At 61.8% G+C, this 20,203-nt stretch carries 21 protein-coding genes; 11 read left to right on the plus strand and 10 right to left on the minus strand.

Translation table 11 applies throughout. The features are described from left to right. Window positions 1-51: 51 nt before the first annotated feature. The 6 genes from ACWTU7_RS17930 to ACWTU7_RS17955 all read right to left on the minus strand — a co-directional run bounded on the left by ACWTU7_RS17930 (window position 52) and on the right by ACWTU7_RS17955 (window position 7,111). Window positions 52-2,097, minus strand: a complete 2,046-nt coding sequence (locus ACWTU7_RS17930; RefSeq protein ID WP_455839393.1) for a YfbK domain-containing protein — start codon at window positions 2,095-2,097, stop codon at window positions 52-54. 2 nt (window positions 2,098-2,099) lie between these two features. Next, complete coding sequence (locus ACWTU7_RS17935; protein ID WP_029351906.1) at window positions 2,100-2,660, minus strand: RNA polymerase sigma factor; 561 nt, start codon at window positions 2,658-2,660, stop codon at window positions 2,100-2,102. 94 nt (window positions 2,661-2,754) lie between these two features. After that, window positions 2,755-3,804 (minus strand): hypothetical protein, encoded by a 1,050-nt coding sequence (locus ACWTU7_RS17940; RefSeq protein ID WP_455846532.1) that lies wholly within the window; start codon window positions 3,802-3,804, stop codon window positions 2,755-2,757. A 117-nt stretch (window positions 3,805-3,921) separates the two neighbouring features. Next, entirely contained in the window at window positions 3,922-4,653 is a 732-nt protein-coding gene (locus ACWTU7_RS17945) for a dienelactone hydrolase family protein (protein ID WP_455839394.1), read from the minus strand. Between the two features lie 104 nt (window positions 4,654-4,757). Further along, the gene (locus ACWTU7_RS17950; protein WP_455839395.1) at window positions 4,758-5,447 is read right to left on the minus strand and encodes a hypothetical protein; all 690 of its coding nucleotides are present in this window, start codon (window positions 5,445-5,447) and stop codon (window positions 4,758-4,760) included. Window positions 5,448-5,536: 89 nt separating this feature from the next. Then, a complete protein-coding gene (locus ACWTU7_RS17955; RefSeq protein ID WP_236386362.1) occupies window positions 5,537-7,111 on the minus strand; it encodes a trimethylamine methyltransferase family protein in 1,575 nt (524 codons plus the stop codon). 269 nt (window positions 7,112-7,380) lie between these two features. On the opposite strand from ACWTU7_RS17955, the gene ACWTU7_RS17960 reads away from it, so the two are divergent. Next, on the plus strand, window positions 7,381-8,079 hold the full coding sequence (locus tag ACWTU7_RS17960) for a corrinoid protein (protein WP_455839396.1): 699 nt from the start codon (window positions 7,381-7,383) through the stop codon (window positions 8,077-8,079). Window positions 8,080-9,221: 1,142 nt separating this feature from the next. Here the strand turns inward: ACWTU7_RS17960 and ACWTU7_RS17965 are convergent. Continuing rightward, window positions 9,222-9,386, minus strand: a complete 165-nt coding sequence (locus ACWTU7_RS17965) for a hypothetical protein (RefSeq protein ID WP_156768590.1) — start codon at window positions 9,384-9,386, stop codon at window positions 9,222-9,224. A gap of 652 nt (window positions 9,387-10,038) precedes the next feature. Between ACWTU7_RS17965 and ACWTU7_RS17970 the strand changes: the two genes are divergently transcribed. After that, a complete protein-coding gene (locus tag ACWTU7_RS17970; protein WP_029351922.1) occupies window positions 10,039-10,257 on the plus strand; it encodes a Flp family type IVb pilin in 219 nt (72 codons plus the stop codon). 307 nt (window positions 10,258-10,564) lie between these two features. Here the strand turns inward: ACWTU7_RS17970 and ACWTU7_RS17975 are convergent, their stop codons facing one another. Both ACWTU7_RS17975 and ACWTU7_RS17980 read right to left on the minus strand, forming a co-directional pair. Continuing rightward, window positions 10,565-10,780, minus strand: coding sequence for a hypothetical protein (locus ACWTU7_RS17975; protein WP_029351924.1), 216 nt, complete (start codon window positions 10,778-10,780; stop codon window positions 10,565-10,567). A gap of 272 nt (window positions 10,781-11,052) precedes the next feature. Further along, window positions 11,053-11,193: an entericidin A/B family lipoprotein gene (locus ACWTU7_RS17980; protein ID WP_023798937.1), complete on the minus strand. Its 141-nt coding sequence runs from the start codon at window positions 11,191-11,193 to the stop codon at window positions 11,053-11,055. A gap of 64 nt (window positions 11,194-11,257) precedes the next feature. Here ACWTU7_RS17980 and ACWTU7_RS17985 point away from each other — a divergent pair, with 64 nt between their 5' ends. Beyond that, window positions 11,258-11,887 carry a DUF1638 domain-containing protein gene (locus ACWTU7_RS17985; protein WP_029351925.1) on the plus strand — a complete coding sequence of 210 codons (630 nt, stop codon included), beginning with the start codon at window positions 11,258-11,260 and terminating at the stop codon, window positions 11,885-11,887. A gap of 8 nt (window positions 11,888-11,895) precedes the next feature. Here the strand turns inward: ACWTU7_RS17985 and ACWTU7_RS17990 are convergent, their stop codons facing one another. Beyond that, window positions 11,896-12,819: an NAD-dependent epimerase/dehydratase family protein gene (locus ACWTU7_RS17990; protein ID WP_455839397.1), complete on the minus strand. Its 924-nt coding sequence runs from the start codon at window positions 12,817-12,819 to the stop codon at window positions 11,896-11,898. 123 nt (window positions 12,820-12,942) lie between these two features. Here ACWTU7_RS17990 and ACWTU7_RS17995 point away from each other — a divergent pair, with 123 nt between their 5' ends. The 8 genes from ACWTU7_RS17995 to ACWTU7_RS18030 all read left to right on the plus strand — a co-directional run bounded on the left by ACWTU7_RS17995 (window position 12,943) and on the right by ACWTU7_RS18030 (window position 20,070). Further along, window positions 12,943-13,515 carry a DUF4893 domain-containing protein gene (locus tag ACWTU7_RS17995; protein WP_455839398.1) on the plus strand — a complete coding sequence of 191 codons (573 nt, stop codon included), beginning with the start codon at window positions 12,943-12,945 and terminating at the stop codon, window positions 13,513-13,515. A 23-nt stretch (window positions 13,516-13,538) separates the two neighbouring features. Next, the gene (locus tag ACWTU7_RS18000; RefSeq protein WP_455839399.1) at window positions 13,539-13,802 is read left to right on the plus strand and encodes a hypothetical protein; all 264 of its coding nucleotides are present in this window, start codon (window positions 13,539-13,541) and stop codon (window positions 13,800-13,802) included. Beyond that, window positions 13,799-14,710: a fatty acid desaturase gene (locus tag ACWTU7_RS18005; RefSeq protein WP_455839400.1), complete on the plus strand. Its 912-nt coding sequence runs from the start codon at window positions 13,799-13,801 to the stop codon at window positions 14,708-14,710. Before ACWTU7_RS18000 ends, ACWTU7_RS18005 begins: the two co-directional genes overlap by 4 nt. 243 nt (window positions 14,711-14,953) lie before the next feature. After that, window positions 14,954-15,256, plus strand: a complete 303-nt coding sequence (locus tag ACWTU7_RS18010; RefSeq protein WP_095521910.1) for a virulence factor — start codon at window positions 14,954-14,956, stop codon at window positions 15,254-15,256. Beyond that, the gene (locus ACWTU7_RS18015; protein WP_065012251.1) at window positions 15,249-15,848 is read left to right on the plus strand and encodes a methylenetetrahydrofolate reductase C-terminal domain-containing protein; all 600 of its coding nucleotides are present in this window, start codon (window positions 15,249-15,251) and stop codon (window positions 15,846-15,848) included. Before ACWTU7_RS18010 ends, ACWTU7_RS18015 begins: the two co-directional genes overlap by 8 nt. Next, complete coding sequence (locus ACWTU7_RS18020; protein ID WP_287348979.1) at window positions 15,845-16,936, plus strand: methylenetetrahydrofolate reductase; 1,092 nt, start codon at window positions 15,845-15,847, stop codon at window positions 16,934-16,936. The genes ACWTU7_RS18015 and ACWTU7_RS18020 overlap by 4 nt, the downstream gene beginning before the upstream one ends. 79 nt (window positions 16,937-17,015) lie before the next feature. Beyond that, window positions 17,016-17,990, plus strand: a complete 975-nt coding sequence (locus ACWTU7_RS18025; protein WP_455839401.1) for a methyltetrahydrofolate cobalamin methyltransferase — start codon at window positions 17,016-17,018, stop codon at window positions 17,988-17,990. Next, window positions 17,941-20,070 (plus strand): ASKHA domain-containing protein, encoded by a 2,130-nt coding sequence (locus tag ACWTU7_RS18030; protein ID WP_455839402.1) that lies wholly within the window; start codon window positions 17,941-17,943, stop codon window positions 20,068-20,070. The genes ACWTU7_RS18025 and ACWTU7_RS18030 overlap by 50 nt, the downstream gene beginning before the upstream one ends. Window positions 20,071-20,203: the final 133 nt, after the last annotated feature.

Genomic DNA, 20,203 nt, shown 5'->3' on the forward strand with positions numbered 1-20,203 from the left:
TTTCCACTTATCCGGACGATCCATCTGACGAAAATCGGACGGTCATCACCATTACCGGTTACCGCCAAGCGCCGAGGCAAGGCGCACCAGCGAGAGGAACTCGGACCGGTACCCAAACGGGTCGGCTCCCCGGGCGGCAGTGGCAATCTCCATGATCTTGTCATAGCCGAACTTCGCGGTCGCATCCTCGTCGCGCAGCTTCTGGCCGAAAGCAGCGACGGCAACGGAGAACCGCTGGTCGGTGCTGGCCTGGTCGAAATCAGCCACTTCGTTGGCTGATGTCACCGGCGTGGTGATCAGCTTCGAGGCATCCTCGTTCGGCAGCTTGTAGCGGATTTTTACGAAGGCATATTCGTCGGCGTTGGCGACGCCGCCATTGTTCGCCGAAGCCTGGCCGTAGCGCAACTGATCGATCTGCTCGCCGCCGCTGCCCTTCGGCGTGATCTCGTAGATCGCGGTGACCGAATGGCCGGAGCCGATCTCGCCGGCATCGACGCGGTCGTTGTTGAAATCCTCGCGATTCAAGGCCCGGGTCTCGTAGCCGATCAGCCGGTATTCCGAGACCTTGTTCGGATTGAACTCGACCTGGATCTTCACGTCCTTGGCGATGGTGAACAATGTCGAGGACGCATCCTCGACCAGCACCTTCTCGGCCTCGGCCAAAGTGTCGATATAGGCGGCGGTGCCGTTGCCGTTCTGGGCGATGGTCTGCATCATTTGATCGTTCAGATTGCCGCGACCGAAACCGAACACCGACAGAAACACCCCGATCTTGCGCTCTTTTTCGATCAACCGCTTCAGATCGTCGTCGTCGGTCTGGCCGACATTGAAATCGCCGTCCGTGGCCAGCATTACGCGATTGATCCCGTCGTTGACGAAGGATTTCTGCGCCAGCCGATACGCTTCCTTGATGCCCGCCTCGCCGGCCGTGCTGCCGCCGGGCGTCAAAGTGTCGATGGCATTGAGGATCTTGTCTTTCTCCGAAACTTTCGTCGGCTCGAGGACGGTGCCGGCATCACCCGCATAAGTGACGATCGAAACCGTGTCGTCGGGCCTCAGCCTGTTGACCAGAAGCCGGAAGGCCGATTGCAAGAGCGGCAGTTTGTCCTGCTCGTTCATCGAGCCCGACACGTCGATCAGAAACACCAGATTGGCTTTGGGCTGCTCGGCCGGCTTGGCTTCGAAACCCTTGATAGCGACATGCATCAGCCTGGTGTGCTCGTTCCACGGCGTCGGCATGACGCTGACGGTCGAGTTGAACGGGGTCGAGGCAGAGTCCGGTCCTTTCCAGTCATAGGGGAAGTAGTTGATCATCTCCTCGACGCGGACGGTGTCGGCTCGCGGCACAATACCTTCCCTGAGCGAACGCCGCACGAAGGAATAGGAAGCGGTGTCGACATCGATCGAAAAGGTCGAGACCGGCTCTTCGAGCGCGGCACGCACCTGATTGCTCTTGAAATCCTCGACGCGGTCGCGATTTTGCTCCGGCAACGGCATCTGGTCGGCCGGCATAGGCGGTTGTACCATCAGTTTGGACTCGGCTGTTGTGCCGGCCCTACCCTTGACCGCTGCGGCGCTTGCGCCGCCGTCCTGTGCGAACTCGCCGCTCGGCGCCGGCGGAGGCGCATTGCTGGTCAGCGCACCTTGCCTTGTCAGGCCGCCAGCGGCAGCCGACTCTGGCTTCGGCGGCGATGCCGGCGCAAGCGCCTCGGCTGCGTCGCGGCTTTCGGCGTCGGCATCGGCTTTCTTCCTAGCCACTGGTTTGTCGGCCAGCGTTTCGGTGATCTTCTCGTCGCCACCGGAATGGAATGGCTGCTCCTGCAGCATGTAGATGGTGGCGTATCCGGCTATCGGTAGGGCGACGAGCCCGGCAATGGCCGGAGTGGCGAAGAGTTTCTTTTGCATGATTTCGCTCCAGAGCTTTTGTGCTCGCTCTGTGAGACGAAGCCCTTTCGCCGATCCTTGGGCGGCAGGTGAAGTTTTTTCGTCCAGGTCGTAAGCCCGCATGGCGGCCTCTAAGGCACGCGCCTTCGCGTCGGTACCCGGTGCCGGTGCTGCGATGTCGCGCAGTCTGTTGAGTTCGTTGTCGTCGACCATGATCACACTTCCCCGGCTGAACGCATGAGCGTCTTCAACCGTTTCTTCGCTTCATGGATGTGCCAGGAAACCGTCGTCTCCGAGATGCCTATCGCCTCGGCCGCGGCTGCGTGGCTGAGCCCTTCGCCATAGACGAGCAGCACCGCGTCGCGCTGCTTGTCCGGCAGCATCCGCACCGCTGCCCAAAGCGCCTCGGCCGGATCTTCGGGCTCGGCCGGGGCTTCTCCCGTGATCAGCTCGTAAGCTCCGTAGGCTTCGATCTTGATCGTCTCGCGGACCGTCTTGCGCATCACGTCGCGTGCCGCATTCAGCGTCATGGTGTAGAGCCAGGTGGTGAAGGCGCCGCTGCCATGATATTCGCGGATCGCCCGGCCGAGCCGGACGCAGACTTCCTGGGCGATATCCTCGGCGTCGGCCTTCTTCCCGCACCAGCGATATGCGGCGCGATAGACGAAATCATAGTGCCTTTCGAGCAATTTGCCGAAAGCCCGCCTGTCTCCGCCCTTTGCCCGCCCGATCAACTCGGCGTCGGAGGCTTCGCTTTCATCCAGCATCATCGCCATCATTTGCCTGTTTGACGAAGGCTAGTGGCGATTCCTTGGGGTGGTGGAAAGAAAAGGACAAACCGCCTTCGAGACCACCAACCATGGGTGCTCCTCACTCTCCGGGACAGACCAGGCGCACGGTGACCGTGTGCTTGCCGCTGACCGACATGCCGCCCTGTGTCACGATCTTGGCAAACGGCATCGTGCTGACATCTTGCGAGATGTCCGCCTCGCTCGCAAAGCGTTCTGCTGCAAACACCTCGCCGCTGCCGACTTCGCCTTGAGGACGCATCGACATGCCGTAGCCGCCCATGCAGCGAAGCTTTACGTCCCCGGGCCTGCCTTTCGACTTGCTCTTGAGGCTCATAACAAAGCCATCCGTATCCAGAGCCATATCGATGTCGTCGTTGAGTTGCCCGCTCGATTTGCACGTCATGCCGCCAATCTTCGCGTTCTTGATCTTGCCGGATTGTTTGCCCTTTCCGTTCACCGTCCAACTGTCCGACCCGGGCGAGCTCTTGCCCTCCATCTCGATCGACGGCATCACAAAGGAATAGGTGACATCGAACTGTGGACCCTTGATGCGGGGTTCCATCTTCGCTGCCACGGTGATTGTCCCCTCATCCACGATGCGCTTGAGCTGCGCCCGCATGGCGTTGGCCTGCTCCCGATAGCGTTCGGCTTCTTCGGCGGCGATCTGACTGGGCAACCTGTCCCAATAGACCGCAGCGGTTTCCCTTGCGCATCTCTCCCTGTGCGCGGCCTCGTGAGCCAACGTGATGTCCGCGATTTCCTTGCACTGCGAGCCGGCGCGCAGTGCCTCTAGATCGGCCGGCTTCTGCTCGCAGCTGCCAAACTTCATGTCCACCGTCAAAGGACCCGAGTAGCCGTAGGCCGGGTTGTGAGGAAGCTTGAACGTGCGCATGACGTCGGCGCGCGCCCTGGACGATCGGTCTTGGATGTTAACGTCTGAATCGGGATGGATCGGGTTCTTGTGCGCCTCGATCAGCGGATCCTCGACCGCCTTGAGCTTCGCCGCCATATCGGCGAAGAACATCGCCTCATACTCGGCGTTCTTCAGTTCTTCCTGAACGCTGCGCAGGTTGCGGCAGGAACATTTTGCTTGATCGGCAAAGGCTGGCTGGACCATCGCACTGGTCAACAGGCAAAGGCCTAGAATCTTGCTCCTGAGAGAAACCCGCATCATGCCCCCTGATCAAACGACTGCCGCCGGTATTCAGGAGCTATGTTTCGAGACTATGTCGCCGGCCCCGACGAGCTAGCCCAACGTTTCACTGAACAGCGTCGCCAATCGCTTCGAGTGGCGCTCGGCGCCCGTTGCGTCGAAGGCGCTGTGGTCCGGCACGCACCAGCCATGCGCCATGCCGGCATAGTTCTCGATGACATGGTCGACTTCAGCCGTGCGCAGCGCTTCGGCCAGCCGTGCCGACTGCTCCGGCGGAAAACTTCTGTCAACACCCGCCGTGCCGACATAGACCCGCGCCTTGATCGACGTAGCGTTTCGGTGCGGGCTGTCGGCGGCATCGCTCGCCAGATTGCCGCCATGGAAACTAGCCGCGGCAACGATCCGGCCGGGATAGGTCGCGGCGGCGTTCAGCGCCCGCGCTCCGCCCATGCAATAGCCGACGGTGCCGACCGGTCCGGTAACGCCTTCGGCATCGAGCGCATCGAGGAAAGCGCCGCTGTCGCGGATGGTCATGTCCTGTGTCGTGCCGCTGAGGAGACCCGTGATGACGGCTTTGCGCTTCTCGTCGCTGAAGGCGGTCTTGGCCTCGAAAGGGCCGTAGGGCGCGTTGCGGTAGAAAAGGTCCGGGACCAATACCGCGTAATTATCGCCTGCAAGCCGTTCCGCCATCTGGTCGAGCGCCGGCCGCGGGCCAAAAGCGTCCATATAGAGGATGATTGCGGCCTTGGCCGAGGCCGCCGAGCGGAACAGCCCGGCTTTTGCCAAGCCGTCGCTGGTCTTGATCTGAATGTCCCGCTTCGCCATCACCCACTCCTTCTGATTGTCGCGCGATCAATATCCACGCAGGCCAACAGGGCAAGTCGCAATGAGGCAACCCCTTTCAAGATTGCGTGCGGCATTCGGCGACGCTACCGACCCGCGAACGCCGCCATATGAAAGGCCTGAACCTGAGGCGGATAGCGGTAGTCGGCACCATAGGGACAGGCGTTGCGGTCGAGACAGCCGCCGGTGCGGCAAGGCGCGCCGCTTTGCCCACGCACATGCGCCAGACAAGTTTCATACGCGAAACCATCCGCAGAATACGCGTTGACGGGACAGGATTTCAGGCAAGGTTTGTCGACACATGTGTCGCAAAGGTGAATCACGCCGCAGGGTTCGTGAAGCGCTATTTCGACCTCGAACAGCAGCGCGCCGCGATAGGCGTGCCAGAGTCCGTATTGCGGATGCATGAGGATGCCGAGCGGCGACGGCCGCAACCCCTCGGCCCGCATCGCCCATTGCTGGAACGGCAGATACGGTCTGTCGGACGGAGACACGGCACGCGCGCCGAAGTCGTTCGCCACCCCGCCGATCACTTCGCGAGACCATGTATCGAGCGGATTGGCGACGGCCTGTGATTGGCTTTCTTTCCAGTGCAGGAAATGCGGCCATGGCGCGGCGCCCGCCTGCCCCACCAGCAGCACCGATCTGGCGGCACCGCCAGAGAGGCCGGAAGGCGTTTCCTCGCCGCCTGCAAAATTGAAACCGCCGCGCAAGGTGAGACCGTGAGCGGAAAGTGCTGCCGCGATGGTTTCGATCATGCTGCGCGCGAGGATCATCCCTTCCTGTCCGGGTCGGAGAAGGCGCTCCGCCAGACTTCCTTATGGATGATGTTGGCGACTTTAGCCCCGCCTGACTCGGGCTCCTTTCAGGTGAAGGCGTCGGCCATCGACGCTTTCTTCCTGGCGATGAACTCCTTCAGCCCATCGTCGATACCCTGATCGAGATGCGGCGCCTCGTAGCTTTCCAGCCAGCGGCGGGCGAGTTCGTTGGCGCGCTGCGGTGCGGTTTTTTCGCCTTCGGCCAGCCACTGCTCGTAGGAATTGTTGTCGGCGATGTTGGAACGGTAGAAGGCGGTCTGGAAATTGGCCTGGGTGTGGTCACAGCCGAGATAGTGGCTGCCCGGGCCGACCTGGCGGATGGCGTCCATCGCCTGGCCGTTCTCCGACAGGTCGACGCCTTCGGAGAATTTCTGCGTCATGCCGAGCTGGTCGATGTCCATCATGAATTTTTCGTAGCAGGAGGCGAGTCCGCCTTCGAGCCAGCCGGCCGAATGCAGCACGAAATTGGTGCCGGCGAGAATCGTTGAGTTCAGCGTGTTGGCGCTCTCATAGGCCGCCTGCGCGTCCGGTATCTTCGAAGCGCAGAGCGAGCCGCCGGTGCGGAACGGCAGGCCGAGCCGGCGGGCGAGCTGCGCCGCGCCATAGGAAACCAGCGACGGCTCCGGCGTGCCGAAGGTCGGCGCGCCCGACTGCATCGAAATCGACGAGGCGAAGGTGCCGAACAGCACCGGCGCGCCCGGCCGAATCAGCTGCGTGAACGACGCGCCGGCCAGCACTTCGGCCAGAACCTGGGTCAGCGTGCCGGCGACCGTCACCGGGCTCATTGCGCCGGCGAGAATGAACGGCGTGACGATGCAGGCCTGGTTGTGACGCGAATAGACTTTCAGCGCACCCAGCATGGTCTCGTCGAACACCATCGGCGAATTGGCGTTGATCAGGCTGGTTAGCACCGTGTTGTTTTCGACGAAATCGTCGCCGAACACGATCTTGGCCATCGCCACCGTGTCTTCGGCGCGCTCGGGCGCGGTGACCGAGCCCATAAACGGCTTGTCCGAATATTTGATGTGGCTGTAGATCATGTCCAGATGGCGCTTGTTGACCGGCACGTCGACTGGCTCGCACACCGTGCCGCCCGAATGATGGATCGACGGCGCCATATAGGCGAGCTTCACGAAATTCCGGAAATCCTCGATGGTCGCATAGCGCCTGACGCCATCGAGGTCGCGCACGAAGGGCGGGCCGTAGACCGGCGCGAAGACGGTGGCGTTGCCACCGATCTGCACCGAACGTTCGGCATTGCGGGCATGCTGGGTATAGACGGATGGCGCGGTTTTCAAAAGTGAGCGGCAGAGCCCCTTCGGGAAATGCACGCGCTCGCCCTTGACGTCGGCGCCGGCCTCTTTCCACAGCTGCAGCGCCTCGGCGTCGTCGCGAAAGATGATGCCGATCTCTTCGAGCACCGTGTCGGTGTTCTTCTCGATCAGCGCCAGCCCTTCCTCGTCCAGCACCTCATAAACGTTGATCTTGCGCTTGATGTAGGTGAGCTGGGTGCCGGGGCCGCCACCCGAGCGCGCTGCCCGGCGGGCAGCGGCACCACCGCTGGCGGCGCGTCCGCGCCGCGCGTTTGACGCTTCCTGGTCGACCGGCGCGTTCTCACTCATGATCGTCCTTCCCTGACTTTGTTCTGGCCTGATTATTACGGCCGCATATCGCGGCTTCTGGCCGGATCGTAGCCATGCACCCTATTCGAAACGGCCCGCCAGCGCCAACGCCTGTCGCAAAATCGACAAGAATTCCAATAGATTTGCAGTCGCTTTCCTTTTGCGGGAAGTCGCAAATCAGCTATGGACGCAAGCCTGTAGCGGGTTAGGTATTGACGTGATATTGGGGCCCCGCAACTGTATCCGTGCGGCAAGGAGCTGGATTAAAAATGGCCGACGACGAGATCATCCTTTCCGAGCTTTCCGACGACGAGCTCGTGCAGCAGATGCACGACGACCTTTATGACGGACTGAAGGAAGAAATCGAGGAAGGGACCCAAATCCTGCTCGAGCGCGGCTGGGCGCCCTACAAGGTGCTGACCGAGGCGCTGGTCGAGGGCATGCGCATCGTCGGCGAGGATTTTCGCGACGGCATCCTGTTCGTGCCGGAAGTGCTGTTGTCCGCCAATGCAATGAAGGCGGGCATGTCCATCCTGCGTCCGCTGCTCGCCGCCACCGGCGCACCGAAGCAGGGCAAGATGGTGATCGGCACCGTCAAGGGCGACATCCACGACATCGGCAAGAACCTCGTCGGCATGATGATGGAAGGCGCCGGCTTCGACGTCATCGACCTCGGCATCAACAATGCAGTGGAAAAATATCTGGACGCCATCGAACAGCACCAGCCTGACATCATCGGCATGTCGGCGCTGCTGACGACGACCATGCCCTATATGAAGGTCGTCATCGATACGATGAAGGAAAAGGGCATCCGCGACGACTATGTCGTGCTGGTCGGCGGTGCGCCGCTCAACGAGGAATTCGGCAAAGCCGTCGGCGCCGACGCCTATTGCCGCGACGCGGCCGTGGCGGTCGAGACCGCCAAGGACTTCATGAAGCGCAAGCACAACGTCCGCGCGTCGGCCTGAGCTTTTTAGCCAATTTCCCGAGGGACTGGCGCGGTGCCCTCGGCGCCTTTGTCCCATTGACCTCGGCGGCAAGCTCGCCACTGGATTTCTCGATCGGCATAGGCATTGCCGTCGGCATGGCGCCGGCCGGGTAGCTATTGGACGCACGGTACTTCCGCGATCACGCCATGCCCACGGTCCCAACCTCTGTCAGCTAATTCGTGCGGCAGACCCCAACGCCGCCCGGCCGGCGCCCTACAAGGCAATCTATCCCAACGCCCCCCAAGCGGCGCCGGCCTTCCCTAATCTGGCGCATCGGACCGACAAGGAGAAGCCCGCGCTCCTCCTCTGAGCGGGGCCGATCGGGTCCGATCTGCAGTGGGGGCTGAGCGCGGGGATAGGCCCACTGCTCCCGGCGAACGGACCCAATTGCCCGCTGGTTAGGCCCGGCGGCCCTCTGGTCACCCCCGATTGGCTGTCGGGCTGTTCTACCTGCCCCCGTTTGTGGCCAGACGTTCGACAAGCGGGACCTTGGCGAGGTGCTGCTCCTCGCGAGCCGTTGCCGACCGAACAATAGATTCCGTCAGCCTCTCGACATGGCGGCAAAATGCGGCTGCTCATCGTCCGCTGGCCTGCGGCTGAGCAGATTGAGCGCCCCCAATGTTCGGCATGAGGAACATACTGACGAACAGTGTTCGTTCGAATGATGCTATTCCGTTGCCTTGAGCGCAAGTTTTGGTCAGCCAGCACAGCGCCTCCTCTTAAGCTCGCTGGTGGTCAAGGCCCAGCGGCCTCCAGCTGCCAGTCCCCCTCGCAACCAAGCCGCTGGGCCGGCCCCCGCTAGAGCGAAGAGCGTTGTCCCGCATATTAGCAACATCTTGACCAAACCCTAGCGCGCTTCCAGACTCAATTTCATGGCGCGGGGCATAGGGGTATTGGTGACGTGGTGGCGATCACCGCTACAGTGCGAAAGCGGGTACGCGAGAACCAGGCGGGTGGAGAAATACCGGCCCCAGAAGCGCAACAAGCCGCTGCGTGACATTGTGGCTAGCATAGAGTCCAAGAGAACATCCGCAGCGCCTGGGCCGCCCTCAAACTGGTTCGCATAACTATTGAACAAACCCGCCCAGCCGGGGTGTTGCCGAGCGAGGAAGCAGTTTGTGCTATTCGGTTCCGAGCCTGTCCATGAAGGCGAAGCCCTTGCCAAAGCCATCATTGAGACGGTTGAAAGGCTGGCCCGATGATTCGCCTTGAGTCAGTGCCGCGACAAGCAGCGAGCAATCGAGCTCCTCCGGAAACGAAACCTTCAGGTCACCCTGAGTTGCCATACGAAGCGATTTCAATCTTGCCGTCTTTGCGGCGCGTTCGGCGCACTCGGCCTCAGCGATTACCTTCGCGGAGCGCCTAATTGTGCTATTTCCCAGCCAACACATCTATTCGATCCAGCAGAATTCCGATGCGCCGGTGATGCCCTGACTTTTTGAGATTGTCGCCGTTCATTGTGATGAAGTCGGTTTCGATCGGTGAGGTTAAAACCTGCACTCCCGCCATGAGCGCGGGCGGATCGGCTGAATAGCCGTTGGCTTGGCGCGCGCCACCTAAAGCCGACCTTGGCCGCGTCTGGACTCCAATCGGCAACAAACGCGTTGAAGGCGAGTCACGGGCTAAAAAATGCGGAAAGCAGTCGTCTCTCTGGGGGTGCTGACAGTTCTAGCGGCGGGGGCGATTGGCGGGTTGCTGATTACGTCGACCGCAGTTCTCTACCACGACGAAAAGGATCCAACGGACGGGTTCATCTGCCATTATTTCACGGGCGTGGGGACATTCACGACGCCAAGCTATGCGGTGACTGGCTGCCCGCAGTTTATCAGAATTGGGTTCTAGGCGGCTCTAGTCCCTCGTTCGAATGATGCTATTGCATTAGCTCCCGCGCATTTTGCTGGACCGACGTGGACACGTCGGGTCTAAAAGGGGAACTCCATGGACACACTCATGACGACGGCCCGGCAGTTTTGCCAAGACGATTCAGGCGCTGCCATGGTCGAATATTCGATCCTTGTCGGCATCATTGCCGCAGCAGCGATACTTGCGATCCTGGCGATTGGTGGCTGGGTTACCGGGCGTTTTACCGGCCTGTGCGCCGCGTTGGAAGCCTCGCCGCTCGGCACCTGCAACGAGGGAACGGGCGTCGGAACCTGACACGCTAAAACCCAGCGCTCTTACTGCCTGAGAAGGGTCGGCGTTCGTCGCGCCGGCCCCTTTTTACGAATTTCTGTACGACACCGCCACCCAGGCCTGTACTCTGTTAGGTGTTTGTTGCATTAACGCCAGTTGCATGGCCGCAACCATTGCGCATGCTGCCAGCCACTCGACTGGCCTTCGGCATCCAGTGCCACGCCAAAGAACGACACCGTTAGTAGACGGCTTAACCTCGCTGGCTGCCGCGATGACAGCCTCCGGCGCTAGCGGCTGAGTGCTTATGGTAGGATCGGGCGGGTTGAAGCGCCTATTCTGATTCTTTCGCCTCTTCCTTTTTCAGGATCGGCGTTTCGGCAGTTGTCGGCGTATTCGCGACGCTTGCGACTTTGGTCTGCTGATCTACGCTTGCAGCTTTGGTTTGCTGATCTACGGAAGCCGTCGTTTTAGTGTGGCCAACACATTCCGCTGCGGCGCCGGACACCGAAAGGCCCAGAGCGGCGACAACTAAGAGAGCGGTCTTCATCCTATGGCTCCTAGCTTCGTTGTTGAGAGTACAGGGAAAGATTAACGGCATATCCCCCGCTCGAAAAGTCAACTTTTCGTGCCCGCCCCAACGAAAATAATTGCAATAGGCGGAGACGATTCCGCGCTTCGGCCTCGTCTGGGCGAATTCGGCATGGACCATAAACCGATCCGCGCCTTGCAGCACGACTTTCTCGTTCCCAGATGTTACAAGGACTTAATACGCATCGCTTGAACTATCTTGAGAGCGATGCGCTTTGGCGAGACTGCCGATCAGGGGTTCTCGACCGTGTCCTCAACCGCGTTGGCTGTCGATTTGACGTCCCTGCCGACGCCACGGACGGTGTTGGCGCAGGCCGAAAGTGCCAGGGCGCAAGCGAGAATGGCGATCGGAGCAATGCGTAGCGGTTTCATGAATGGTATCTCCCTCAACAGATAGATTCGTGGGACAGCAACGAAAATCGGTTAGACTGGTTCCATGAGCATTGCGCGAAAGCTAAAACCCGATCAACGCGACAGGCTGCTTGTCATCGCCTGCGGGATGATTGCGCGCGAAGTTCTGGCCGTCAAGGAGCAGCTGGGGCTCGACCATCTCGACCTGACCTGCCTGCCGGCGGAATTCCATTTCTACCCGGACCGCATCGCGCCAGCCATGGACAAGGCAATCGAAAAGGCCAAGGCAGACGGCTACAGTAACATCTTCGTCGGCTACGCCGATTGCGGCACCGGCGGCCTGCTTGACCGTGTCTGCGAGAAGCATGGGGTCGAGCGCATGGCCGGGCCGCATTGCTTTGCCTTCTATCAGGGCATGGATGCCTATGCGAAGGTCGCCGACGACGACATGATGTCGTTCTACATGACCGATTTCCTGTGCCGGCAGTTCGACGCCTTCTTCATGAAGCCGCTCGGCCTCGACAGGCATCCGGAGCTGATCAAGGACTATTTCGGGAATTACGAGAAGCTGGTCTATATCGCCCAGACCGACGACCCGGAACTCGACAAGGTCGCCGAGAAGGCCGCAAGAATGCTCGGCCTCGCCTATGAGCGCCGCTCGACCGGCTATGGCGACCTGACGACGGAGCTGGCCAGCGCTGCGGCACAAGCCTGACGGTTCGATCAGGCGGCCCCTTCGTCCGCTGCGAGCGCGGCAATCACATCGGCAAAGCTTGTCTTGCAGACGAAGCCCAGCCTGTCCCGCGCCCGCGAGGCGTCGTAGACACGGTCGATCGAGGAAAACATCGTCCAGCCCTTTCGCGCATAGAGCGCCGGAAATTCCGGAAAATAGTGCGCGACGACGGACGATGCATCGGCAATCAATGCCTCGCAATCATCGGGCCGGAACGGCGTTGGCGCCGAGACGATGAAGATGTCGAAGCCCAGTCGTGGCGCCTTCTCCAGCGCCGCGACATGGGCCTCGGCGGCATCTTCCACGGTCAGCCGGCGGAACAACAGCTCATTGGCCTTGGTGTTGGCGTCCGACTGCTCGATCGCATGCGCCATGTCGTCTGCCTCAGGAAAGAACCGCGCAGTGCGCAGCACGATCACCGGCAGTCCGGACTGGGCGTGATAGAGGCGGCAAAGATGCTCGGCCGAAAGCTTGGTTACGCCGTAGATGTTGCGCGGCTCGGGCGTCACGTCTTCCGTCAGCCAGGCGGCCTTGCGCGTACCGCCGGTCAAGCCTGCGCGTATGGCTTTGGAGATCATCAGCGAGGTCGTCGACGTGAAGACGAAGCGCTGAACGCCTGATACCACCGCCGCGTCGAGCAGGTTGAGCGTGCCGCGCACATTCGTCTCGATGAAATCCTCATTACGTTGGTGTTCGATGTCAGGCTTGTGCAGCGCGCCGCTGTGGATGATCGCCTCGATGCGGTTTTCCCTGATCGTCCGCATGACCAGATCACGGTCGGCGACCGAGCCGATCACCTGCGTTTGCGCCGACAGGGCGGGATCGAGACCGATGACGCCATGGCCAAGAGCCCGCAGGCGCGGCGCTAGCGCGCTGCCCAGCCACCCTGACGATCCCGTAAGCAAGATCCGCATCGGCGAAACCACGATTTTTAAGCTGATCGCTGTTAAGCACGGATGACATGTCACCGCGAACGGGTAAGTTGTATGCCAAACGAGAAAACAGGCTGTTCCAGCTTTCGACCAGGAAACGCACCGATGATCGCTCGCCTCCTGATTGCCGCAGGCGTTGTCTGCTTCGCCCTGCCCGCGCTCGCCGATGGCGAGGTGCAGAAGCTGATCACGCCCGCCGACAAGGTGCGGCTCGACAAATATGACGAGACGCGCAAGGCAGCCCTTGACGAAGCCAGGGCTGGCGACGCCGCCGATGTCAAGCAGCTCGACGCCTTGCTGGCAAAGCCGTTGGTCTCGTTTTCCGACAAGGACCTGACCGGCAACTGGCAGTGCCGTACGATCAAGGCCGGCGGGCTGAGCCCGCTCGTCATCTATGGCTGGTTCAAGTGCAAGGTGAGCGACGACGGTTCGGGCTGGATGCTGGAAAAAATCACCGGTTCGCAGCGCACCAAGGGGCGTTTCTTCGACGACGGCGAAAAGCGCTCGATCTATCTCGGCTCCCTTTCTGTCAACGACGATCCTGCAAAACCCTATGGCGGCGGCCCGAAAAGCGATCAGGTCGGCTATACCTTTCGCAACAGCGCCAACGAATGGCGCATCGAGTTCCCGGCGCCCTATTACGAATCGAAGCTCGACATCCTTGAATTCAAGCGCTGAGCGCGCGATCCCTGGCTTGCGGCGTGCTGCGGCAGGTGCGCGGCAAGCCTGAGGCAGGCGATATGATTTCAAGCTACGCGCTGCGGCAGGCGGCATTCTCACGCGATAGCATCGAGGCGGTCAGGGATGCGCAGCCGGCAAGCTTGCCATATCATATCCCGGGCCTGCCCTCGAAACAGTGGTCATGCGACGATCTGGTTCTATTTCTGGACCGGCGTAAAAACCTGCGTCTGTTACCGAGCGCCGATTTACCGGACGGCGCCCCGGCGATAAGCTTGCCGGTATGAGCGAAATCGACCACCGCACCATCATCGCCAGCCTTTCGGTCGAGGATCGTCGCGACCTCACCGCCAAACTGGACAGGCCCGGCATTGTCCGGCTGACCGTTCACGGCGGGCTGGTTGTCGTGCTGGGCGTGCTGATCGCCGCCCGGATTCCGTTCTGGCCCATTCTCATGCTGCCGCAGGGGGTCCTGATCGTCTTCTTCTTCACGCTGTTGCACGAGACCATCCACGAAACGGCCTTCAGGACGGCGTGGCTCAATCGGACCATCGCCACCGTGACCGGCTTCCTGATCCTGCTGCCGCCGGCCTGGTTCCGCTATTTCCATTTCGCGCACCACCGCCACACGCATGATCCGGACAACGACCCCGAACTGATGGCGCCGAAACCGGAGACCATAGTCCAGTACCTGCGTTATCTCTCCGGCGTCCCCTACTGGACCAGCATGGCGCGCGTGATCGTCGTCAACGCGGCCGGCCGCAACCGCGACGGCTTCGTGCCGGAAAAGGGCCGCGACAAGGTGATTTCGGAAGCACGCTTATTCCTGACCGCCTATGCGGTGCTGCTGATGATCTCACTGGCCGTGCAGTCGTCGCTGCTGCTGTGGGTTTGGATTGTGCCGGTGCTCGTCGGCCAGCCCTTCTTGCGGGCCTATTTGTTGGCCGAGCACGCGCTTTGCCCGCATGTCGCCAACATGCTCGAAAACACCCGCACCACCTTTACCACGCGGCTGGTGCGCTTCGTGGCGTGGAACATGCCGTACCACTCCGAGCACCATTCCTATCCGGCCGTTCCCTTTCACCGCCTGCCGCGTTTCCATCAGATCGTCGCCGAACACCTGCGAACAACCGAGCGAGGCTATATCCGCTTCCACAGGAAGCTTGTCGGCAGCTTCGATCGTCGCACCGGCTGATCCAAACCAAGCCAAATATCGAAAACTCTCACCTTTCCTTTTGCGGCCTCCAATTGCGTCGCTTTTGAATGCGCGCGCGTCGTCCCATAACAAGCAGCCCAACAGCGCTTCCGGCAATGCTCCGAACCACTGCATCGGCCCGAAGATCGGAATCGATCTCCGGAAAAGTACGATGCAGCTGAGCCAAAGTAGTAGAGCGTCCTTTCCGATTGGACGCACGGCGCTCTACGGGAGTAGGAATTCATGGCCGATCTGATCGTCGTCTACTGGCGCGACATCCCCGCCCAGGTCATCGTCAAGAAAGGCCGGCAGAACGCCAAGCGCGAATTGCCGCTGCGTTTCACCGAGGCGATCGACATGTGTGCGATGCGCACCGGCGCCGGCGGCACCGACGACTACCTGGCCGAATGGCGCAAGGCCGACCCCGTGCCGGTCAGCGATGATCTTGAAGGCGAGGCCGAAAAAGCCCTTCAGGACATCGACGCGAAATACGACCGCGAACGGCTGGTCGCTCTGGTTAAAGCGGGCGGGAAAGAAGATGTCTGAAACGACCCCGGCGATTACCCAGGCCACTCTGGTCAAGAAGGCAGCGCCGAAATCCGACTACAAGCCGGCCGACGTGTCGCCGCAGCGGCGCGTGCAGCGCTCCTTCGCGGTCAGGCTGTGGTCCGTCCGCCACTCGCGACTCCTCGAATGGTTCTACGCCAAGTTCTCCGACATGTTTTTGCTCCTCCATCCGCTGTGGAAGCGCATCGGTTACGGCCGCGTCGAAGGTCCGATCAAATTTGTCGAAAAACGCGTCAAGGGTTTTATGTTCGACTGCCGCATGTGCGGCCAGTGCATCCTTTCTTCTACCGGCATGTCGTGCCCGATGAATTGCCCCAAGCAATTGCGCAATGGCCCTTGCGGCGGTGTGCGCGCCAACGGCAATTGCGAGGTCGAGCCTGATATGCCGTGCGTTTGGGTCAAGGCCTGGGAAGGTTCACGCAACATGGTGCATGGCGACAAGATTCTCGACGTGCAGAAGCCCGTCGACCAGTCGCTGCGTGAGACCTCGGCATGGCTGCGGGTGACGGCACAGGCTGCCGCCGCCCGCGAAGCCTCGCGCAACACCTCTAACCCTGGAGCATCGGCATGATCGGCCGCCAGCGCGACGAGAACCCGGCCGGCATCCACCTGCCACTCGATCCCCTGCCCGGCCACACCTCGCGCGGCCGGCTGGAGCGCGTTCTGAGGCGCGGCGAGTTCGCGGTGACCACCGAACTCAACCCGCCCGACAGCGCCGATCCGGAGGACGTCTACAACCGCGCGAAAATCTTCGACGGCTGGGTCGACGCCATCAACGCCGTCGACGCGTCGGGCGCCAACTGCCACATGTCGTCGGTTGGCATCTGTGCGCTGCTGACCCGCATGGGCTATGCCCCGATCATGCAGATCGCCTGCCGCGACAGGAACCGCATCGCCATCCAGGGCGACGTGCTGGGCGGGGCGGCGATGGGCGTCGCCAACATGCTGTGCCTGACCGGCGACGGCGTGCAGGCCGGCGACCAGCCGGGCGCCAAGCCGGTGTTCGATCTCGACTGTATGTCGCTCCTGGAAACCTGCCGCATCATGCGCGACAACGGCAAGTTCCTGTCCGGCCGCAAGCTGACGACGCCGCCGCAGCTTTTCCTCGGCGCGGCGATCAACCCTTTCGCGCCGCCGATCGATTTCCGCCCCTACCGGCTGGGCAAGAAGATCGCCGCCGGCGCCCAATTCGTGCAGAGCCAATACTGCTTCGACGTGCCGATGTTCCGCACCTACATGCAGCAGGTCCGCGATCTCGGTTTTACGGAAAAATGCTTCATCCTGTGCGGCGTCGGCCCGCTGGCCTCGGCCAAGACGGCCAAATGGATCCGCTCCAACGTGCCAGGCATTCATATCCCCGATTCTATCGTCAAGCGGCTGGAAGGCGCGCAGGATCAGAAGAAGGAAGGCAAGCAGCTCTGCATCGACATCATCAACCAGGTGAAGGAAATTCCTGGCGTCTCCGGCGTCCATGTTATGGCTTATCGCCAGGAGGAATATGTCGCCGAGATCGTCGATGAATCGGGCGTGCTGAAGGGCCGCCAGCCCTGGAAACGCGAGATCCGCCGCGACGACCAGCTCGTCGCCGACAGGCTCGACCACATATTGCACGACGAGATCACCGAAACCCAAGTGGATATGGTCAAGACCGCGCATTGATGGCGCGGACGGTCACCATTCGCTTGATCGAAATCAGAAACGATATAAAGAAGTCTTTATATCACGAGGGAGAGACTTCATGACCCGGACGATCGTCGCCTCGGCGACACGAGAAATCATCATCGGCTTCGACCAGCCCTTCTGCGTGATCGGCGAACGCATCAATCCGACCGGGCGCAAGAAGCTCGCCGCCGAAATGATCGCGGGCAATTTCGACACCGTCATCAGGGACGCGCTGGAACAGGCCGCCTGCGGCGCGACCATGCTCGACGTCAATGCCGGCGTTACCGCCGTCGATCCCAACGCAACCGAACCAGCGCTGCTGGTGCAGACGCTGGAGATCGTGCAGGGCCTGGTCGACCTGCCGCTGTCGATCGACAGTTCGGTGACCGCCGCCATCGAGGCGGCGCTCAAGGTCGCCAAGGGCCGGCCGCTGGTCAACTCCGTCACCGGCGAGGAGGAAAAGCTCGAGGCCATCCTGCCGCTGGTCAAGAAATACAACGTCCCGGTGGTCGCCATCTCCAATGACGAGACCGGCATTTCGATGGATCCGGACGTGCGCTTCGCGGTCGCTAAGAAGATCGTCGAGCGCTGCGCCGATTTCGGCATTCCGGCGCACGATGTGGTCGTCGATCCGCTGGTCATGCCGATCGGCGCGCTGGGCGATGCCGGCCGCCAGGTCTTTGCCCTCCTGCGCCGCCTGCGCGAAGAGCTCAAGGTCAACACCACCTGCGGCCTTTCCAACATCTCGTTCGGCCTACCGCACCGCCACGGCATCAATGCTGCCTTCATCCCGATGGTGATCGGCGCCGGCATGACCTCGGCGATCATGAATCCGGTGCGGCCGCAGGAGATGGAAGCGGTGCGCGGCGCCAATGTGCTGAACGGCACCGACGAGAACTGCACCAACTGGATCAGGACCTACAAGGACTACAAGCCGGCCGAAGGTGGCCAGGCGATCGCAGCTCCGACGGCGGTCAACGCGCCTGGCGAAGGCAACGGCAATGGCGGCCGCCGGCGCGGCGGCCGTGAAGCCCGTATGGCCCGGGGATAAGCGCGCAATCGTGAACTCTCCTGCCAACATCACCGATCCGCTCGTGCTGTTCATGCCGTCCGGCAAGCGCGGGCGGTTTCCGGTCGGCACGCCGGTGCTCGATGCCGCACGCCAGCTCGGCGTCTATGTCGAGAGCGTGTGCGGCGGACGCGCCACTTGCGGGCGCTGCCAGGTCGAGGTGCAGGAAGGCAATTTCGCCAAACATAAGATCGTCTCTTCCAACGACCACATCTCGCCCAAGGGTGCCAAGGAGGAGCGCTACGAACGCGTGCGCGGCCTTCCCGAACGACGCCGCCTGTCCTGCTCGGCGCAGATCCTCGGCGATCTCGTCGTCGACGTGCCGCAGGACACGGTCATCAACGCGCAGACCATCCGCAAGGACGCCGACACCAGGGTCATCGCCCGCGATTCGGCAATCCACATGTGCTATGTCGAGATCGAAGAGCCCGACATGCACAAGCCGCTAGGCGATCTCGATCGCCTGAAGATCGCGCTGATGAAGGACTGGGGACTCAAGAGCCTCGATTTCGACGTCCATCTGCTGCCGCAGGTGCAAGGCATCTTGCGCAAAGGCAACTGGACCGCGACCGCCGCCATCCACAAGGATGCCGAAAGTGAGACCGCGCGGGTCATCTCTTTGTGGCCCGGCCTCAAGAACGAGGCCTACGGGCTTGCCTGCGATATCGGCTCGACCACCATCGCCATGCATCTGGTCTCGCTTCTGTCGGGCCGCGTCGCCGCCTCGTCGGGCACGTCGAACCCGCAGATCCGCTTCGGCGAGGATCTGATGAGCCGCGTTTCCTATGTGATGATGAACCCGGACGGTCGCGAAGGCATGACGGTCGCGGTGCGCGAGGCGATCTCTGGTCTCGTCGATAAGGTTTGTGCGGAAGGCAACGTCCTGCGCAACGACATTCTGGATTCCGTCTTCGTCGGCAATCCGATCATGCACCATCTGTTCCTCGGCATCGACCCTACCGAGCTCGGCGGCGCGCCCTTCGCGCTGGCCATCTCGGGCGCCGTGCACATCAAGGCGTCGGATATCGGCCTGAAGCTCAACCAGGGTGCCAGGCTCTACATGTTACCTTGCATCGCCGGCCATGTCGGCGCCGACGCGGCTGCGGTGACGCTGTCGGAAGGCCCGCACCGCCAGGACGAGATGATGCTGATCGTCGATGTCGGCACCAATGCCGAGATCGTGCTCGGCAATCGCCAGCGGGTCGTGGCGGCCTCCTCGCCCACCGGTCCGGCCTTTGAGGGCGCGGAAATCTCCGGCGGCCAGCGCGCCGCGCCCGGCGCCATCGAGCGCGTGCGCATCGATCCCGATACGCTAGAGCCGAAATACCGCGTCATCGGCTCGGAATTGTGGTCCGACGAGCCCGGCTTCCTCGACAGCGTCCAGGCAACCGGCGTCACTGGTATCTGCGGCTCCGGCATCATCGAGGTGGTCGCCGAAATGTATCTGGCCGGCATCATCTCCGAGGACGGCGTCGTCGATGGCGGGCTCTCCGCCCGCTCGCCGCGGGTCACCGCGAATGGCCGCACCTTCTCCTACGTGCTGAAGGAGGGCGAGCCCAGGATCACCATCACCCAGACCGACGTGCGCGCCATCCAACTCGCCAAGGCTGCGCTTTATGCCGGCACCAAGCTGTTGATGGAAAAGCAGCACACCGATCATGTCGACCGCATCCACTTCGCCGGCGCCTTCGGCTCCTTCATCGATCCGAAATACGCCATGGTGCTGGGACTGATCCCCGACTGCGATCTCGACAAGGTCTCGGCCGTCGGCAATGCCGCCGGTGCCGGCGCGCGCATGGCGCTTTTGAACCGCGGCTATCGCCGCGAGATCGAGGAAACGGTGAGCCGGATCGAGAAGATCGAGACCGCGCTGGAGCAGAAATTCCAGGAGCACTTCGTCTACGCCATGGCGCTGCCGAACAAGGTCGACCCGTTCCCGAAACTTTCGGCGGCGGTGAAACTGCCACCGCGAAAGACGGTCAGCGAAGACGGCATTGCCGGCGACGCCGCCCCGCGGCGGCGTTCGCGCGAAGGCCACGCGGCCCGGCGCGGCCGGGGGTAATATCCCGCCGGCGAAAGCAGCACTTCGCCCTCATTCTCGTTTGCATGCAAATGTTTCCGGATCAGCCCAAACTGAAACAAGGCGCTGTTTTCGTGAAATCCACCAGATACATGCGCGGCGCATTTAACCGGCA

This window comes from Mesorhizobium sp. BHscii, from assembly GCF_053848065.1.

Excerpts from the sequence above, each read along its gene's own strand:
- ACWTU7_RS17930 (WP_455839393.1), bottom strand. The coding sequence starts at position 2,097 with ATGGTCGACGACAACGAACTCAACAGACTGCGCGACATCGCAGCACCG.
- ACWTU7_RS17935 (WP_029351906.1), bottom strand. The coding sequence starts at position 2,660 with ATGGCGATGATGCTGGATGAAAGCGAAGCCTCCGACGCCGAGTTGATC.
- ACWTU7_RS17945 (WP_455839394.1), bottom strand. The coding sequence starts at position 4,653 with ATGGCGAAGCGGGACATTCAGATCAAGACCAGCGACGGCTTGGCAAAA.
- ACWTU7_RS17950 (WP_455839395.1), bottom strand. The coding sequence starts at position 5,447 with ATGATCCTCGCGCGCAGCATGATCGAAACCATCGCGGCAGCACTTTCC.
- ACWTU7_RS17955 (WP_236386362.1), bottom strand. The coding sequence starts at position 7,111 with ATGAGTGAGAACGCGCCGGTCGACCAGGAAGCGTCAAACGCGCGGCGC.
- ACWTU7_RS17960 (WP_455839396.1), top strand. The coding sequence starts at position 7,381 with ATGGCCGACGACGAGATCATCCTTTCCGAGCTTTCCGACGACGAGCTC.
- ACWTU7_RS17965 (WP_156768590.1), bottom strand. The coding sequence starts at position 9,386 with ATGGCAACTCAGGGTGACCTGAAGGTTTCGTTTCCGGAGGAGCTCGAT.
- ACWTU7_RS17970 (WP_029351922.1), top strand. The coding sequence starts at position 10,039 with ATGGACACACTCATGACGACGGCCCGGCAGTTTTGCCAAGACGATTCA.
- ACWTU7_RS17975 (WP_029351924.1), bottom strand. The coding sequence starts at position 10,780 with ATGAAGACCGCTCTCTTAGTTGTCGCCGCTCTGGGCCTTTCGGTGTCC.
- ACWTU7_RS17980 (WP_023798937.1), bottom strand. The coding sequence starts at position 11,193 with ATGAAACCGCTACGCATTGCTCCGATCGCCATTCTCGCTTGCGCCCTG.
- ACWTU7_RS17985 (WP_029351925.1), top strand. The coding sequence starts at position 11,258 with ATGAGCATTGCGCGAAAGCTAAAACCCGATCAACGCGACAGGCTGCTT.
- ACWTU7_RS17990 (WP_455839397.1), bottom strand. The coding sequence starts at position 12,819 with ATGCGGATCTTGCTTACGGGATCGTCAGGGTGGCTGGGCAGCGCGCTA.
- ACWTU7_RS17995 (WP_455839398.1), top strand. The coding sequence starts at position 12,943 with ATGATCGCTCGCCTCCTGATTGCCGCAGGCGTTGTCTGCTTCGCCCTG.
- ACWTU7_RS18005 (WP_455839400.1), top strand. The coding sequence starts at position 13,799 with ATGAGCGAAATCGACCACCGCACCATCATCGCCAGCCTTTCGGTCGAG.
- ACWTU7_RS18010 (WP_095521910.1), top strand. The coding sequence starts at position 14,954 with ATGGCCGATCTGATCGTCGTCTACTGGCGCGACATCCCCGCCCAGGTC.
- ACWTU7_RS18015 (WP_065012251.1), top strand. The coding sequence starts at position 15,249 with ATGTCTGAAACGACCCCGGCGATTACCCAGGCCACTCTGGTCAAGAAG.
- ACWTU7_RS18020 (WP_287348979.1), top strand. The coding sequence starts at position 15,845 with ATGATCGGCCGCCAGCGCGACGAGAACCCGGCCGGCATCCACCTGCCA.
- ACWTU7_RS18025 (WP_455839401.1), top strand. The coding sequence starts at position 17,016 with ATGACCCGGACGATCGTCGCCTCGGCGACACGAGAAATCATCATCGGC.
- ACWTU7_RS18030 (WP_455839402.1), top strand. The coding sequence starts at position 17,941 with ATGGCGGCCGCCGGCGCGGCGGCCGTGAAGCCCGTATGGCCCGGGGAT.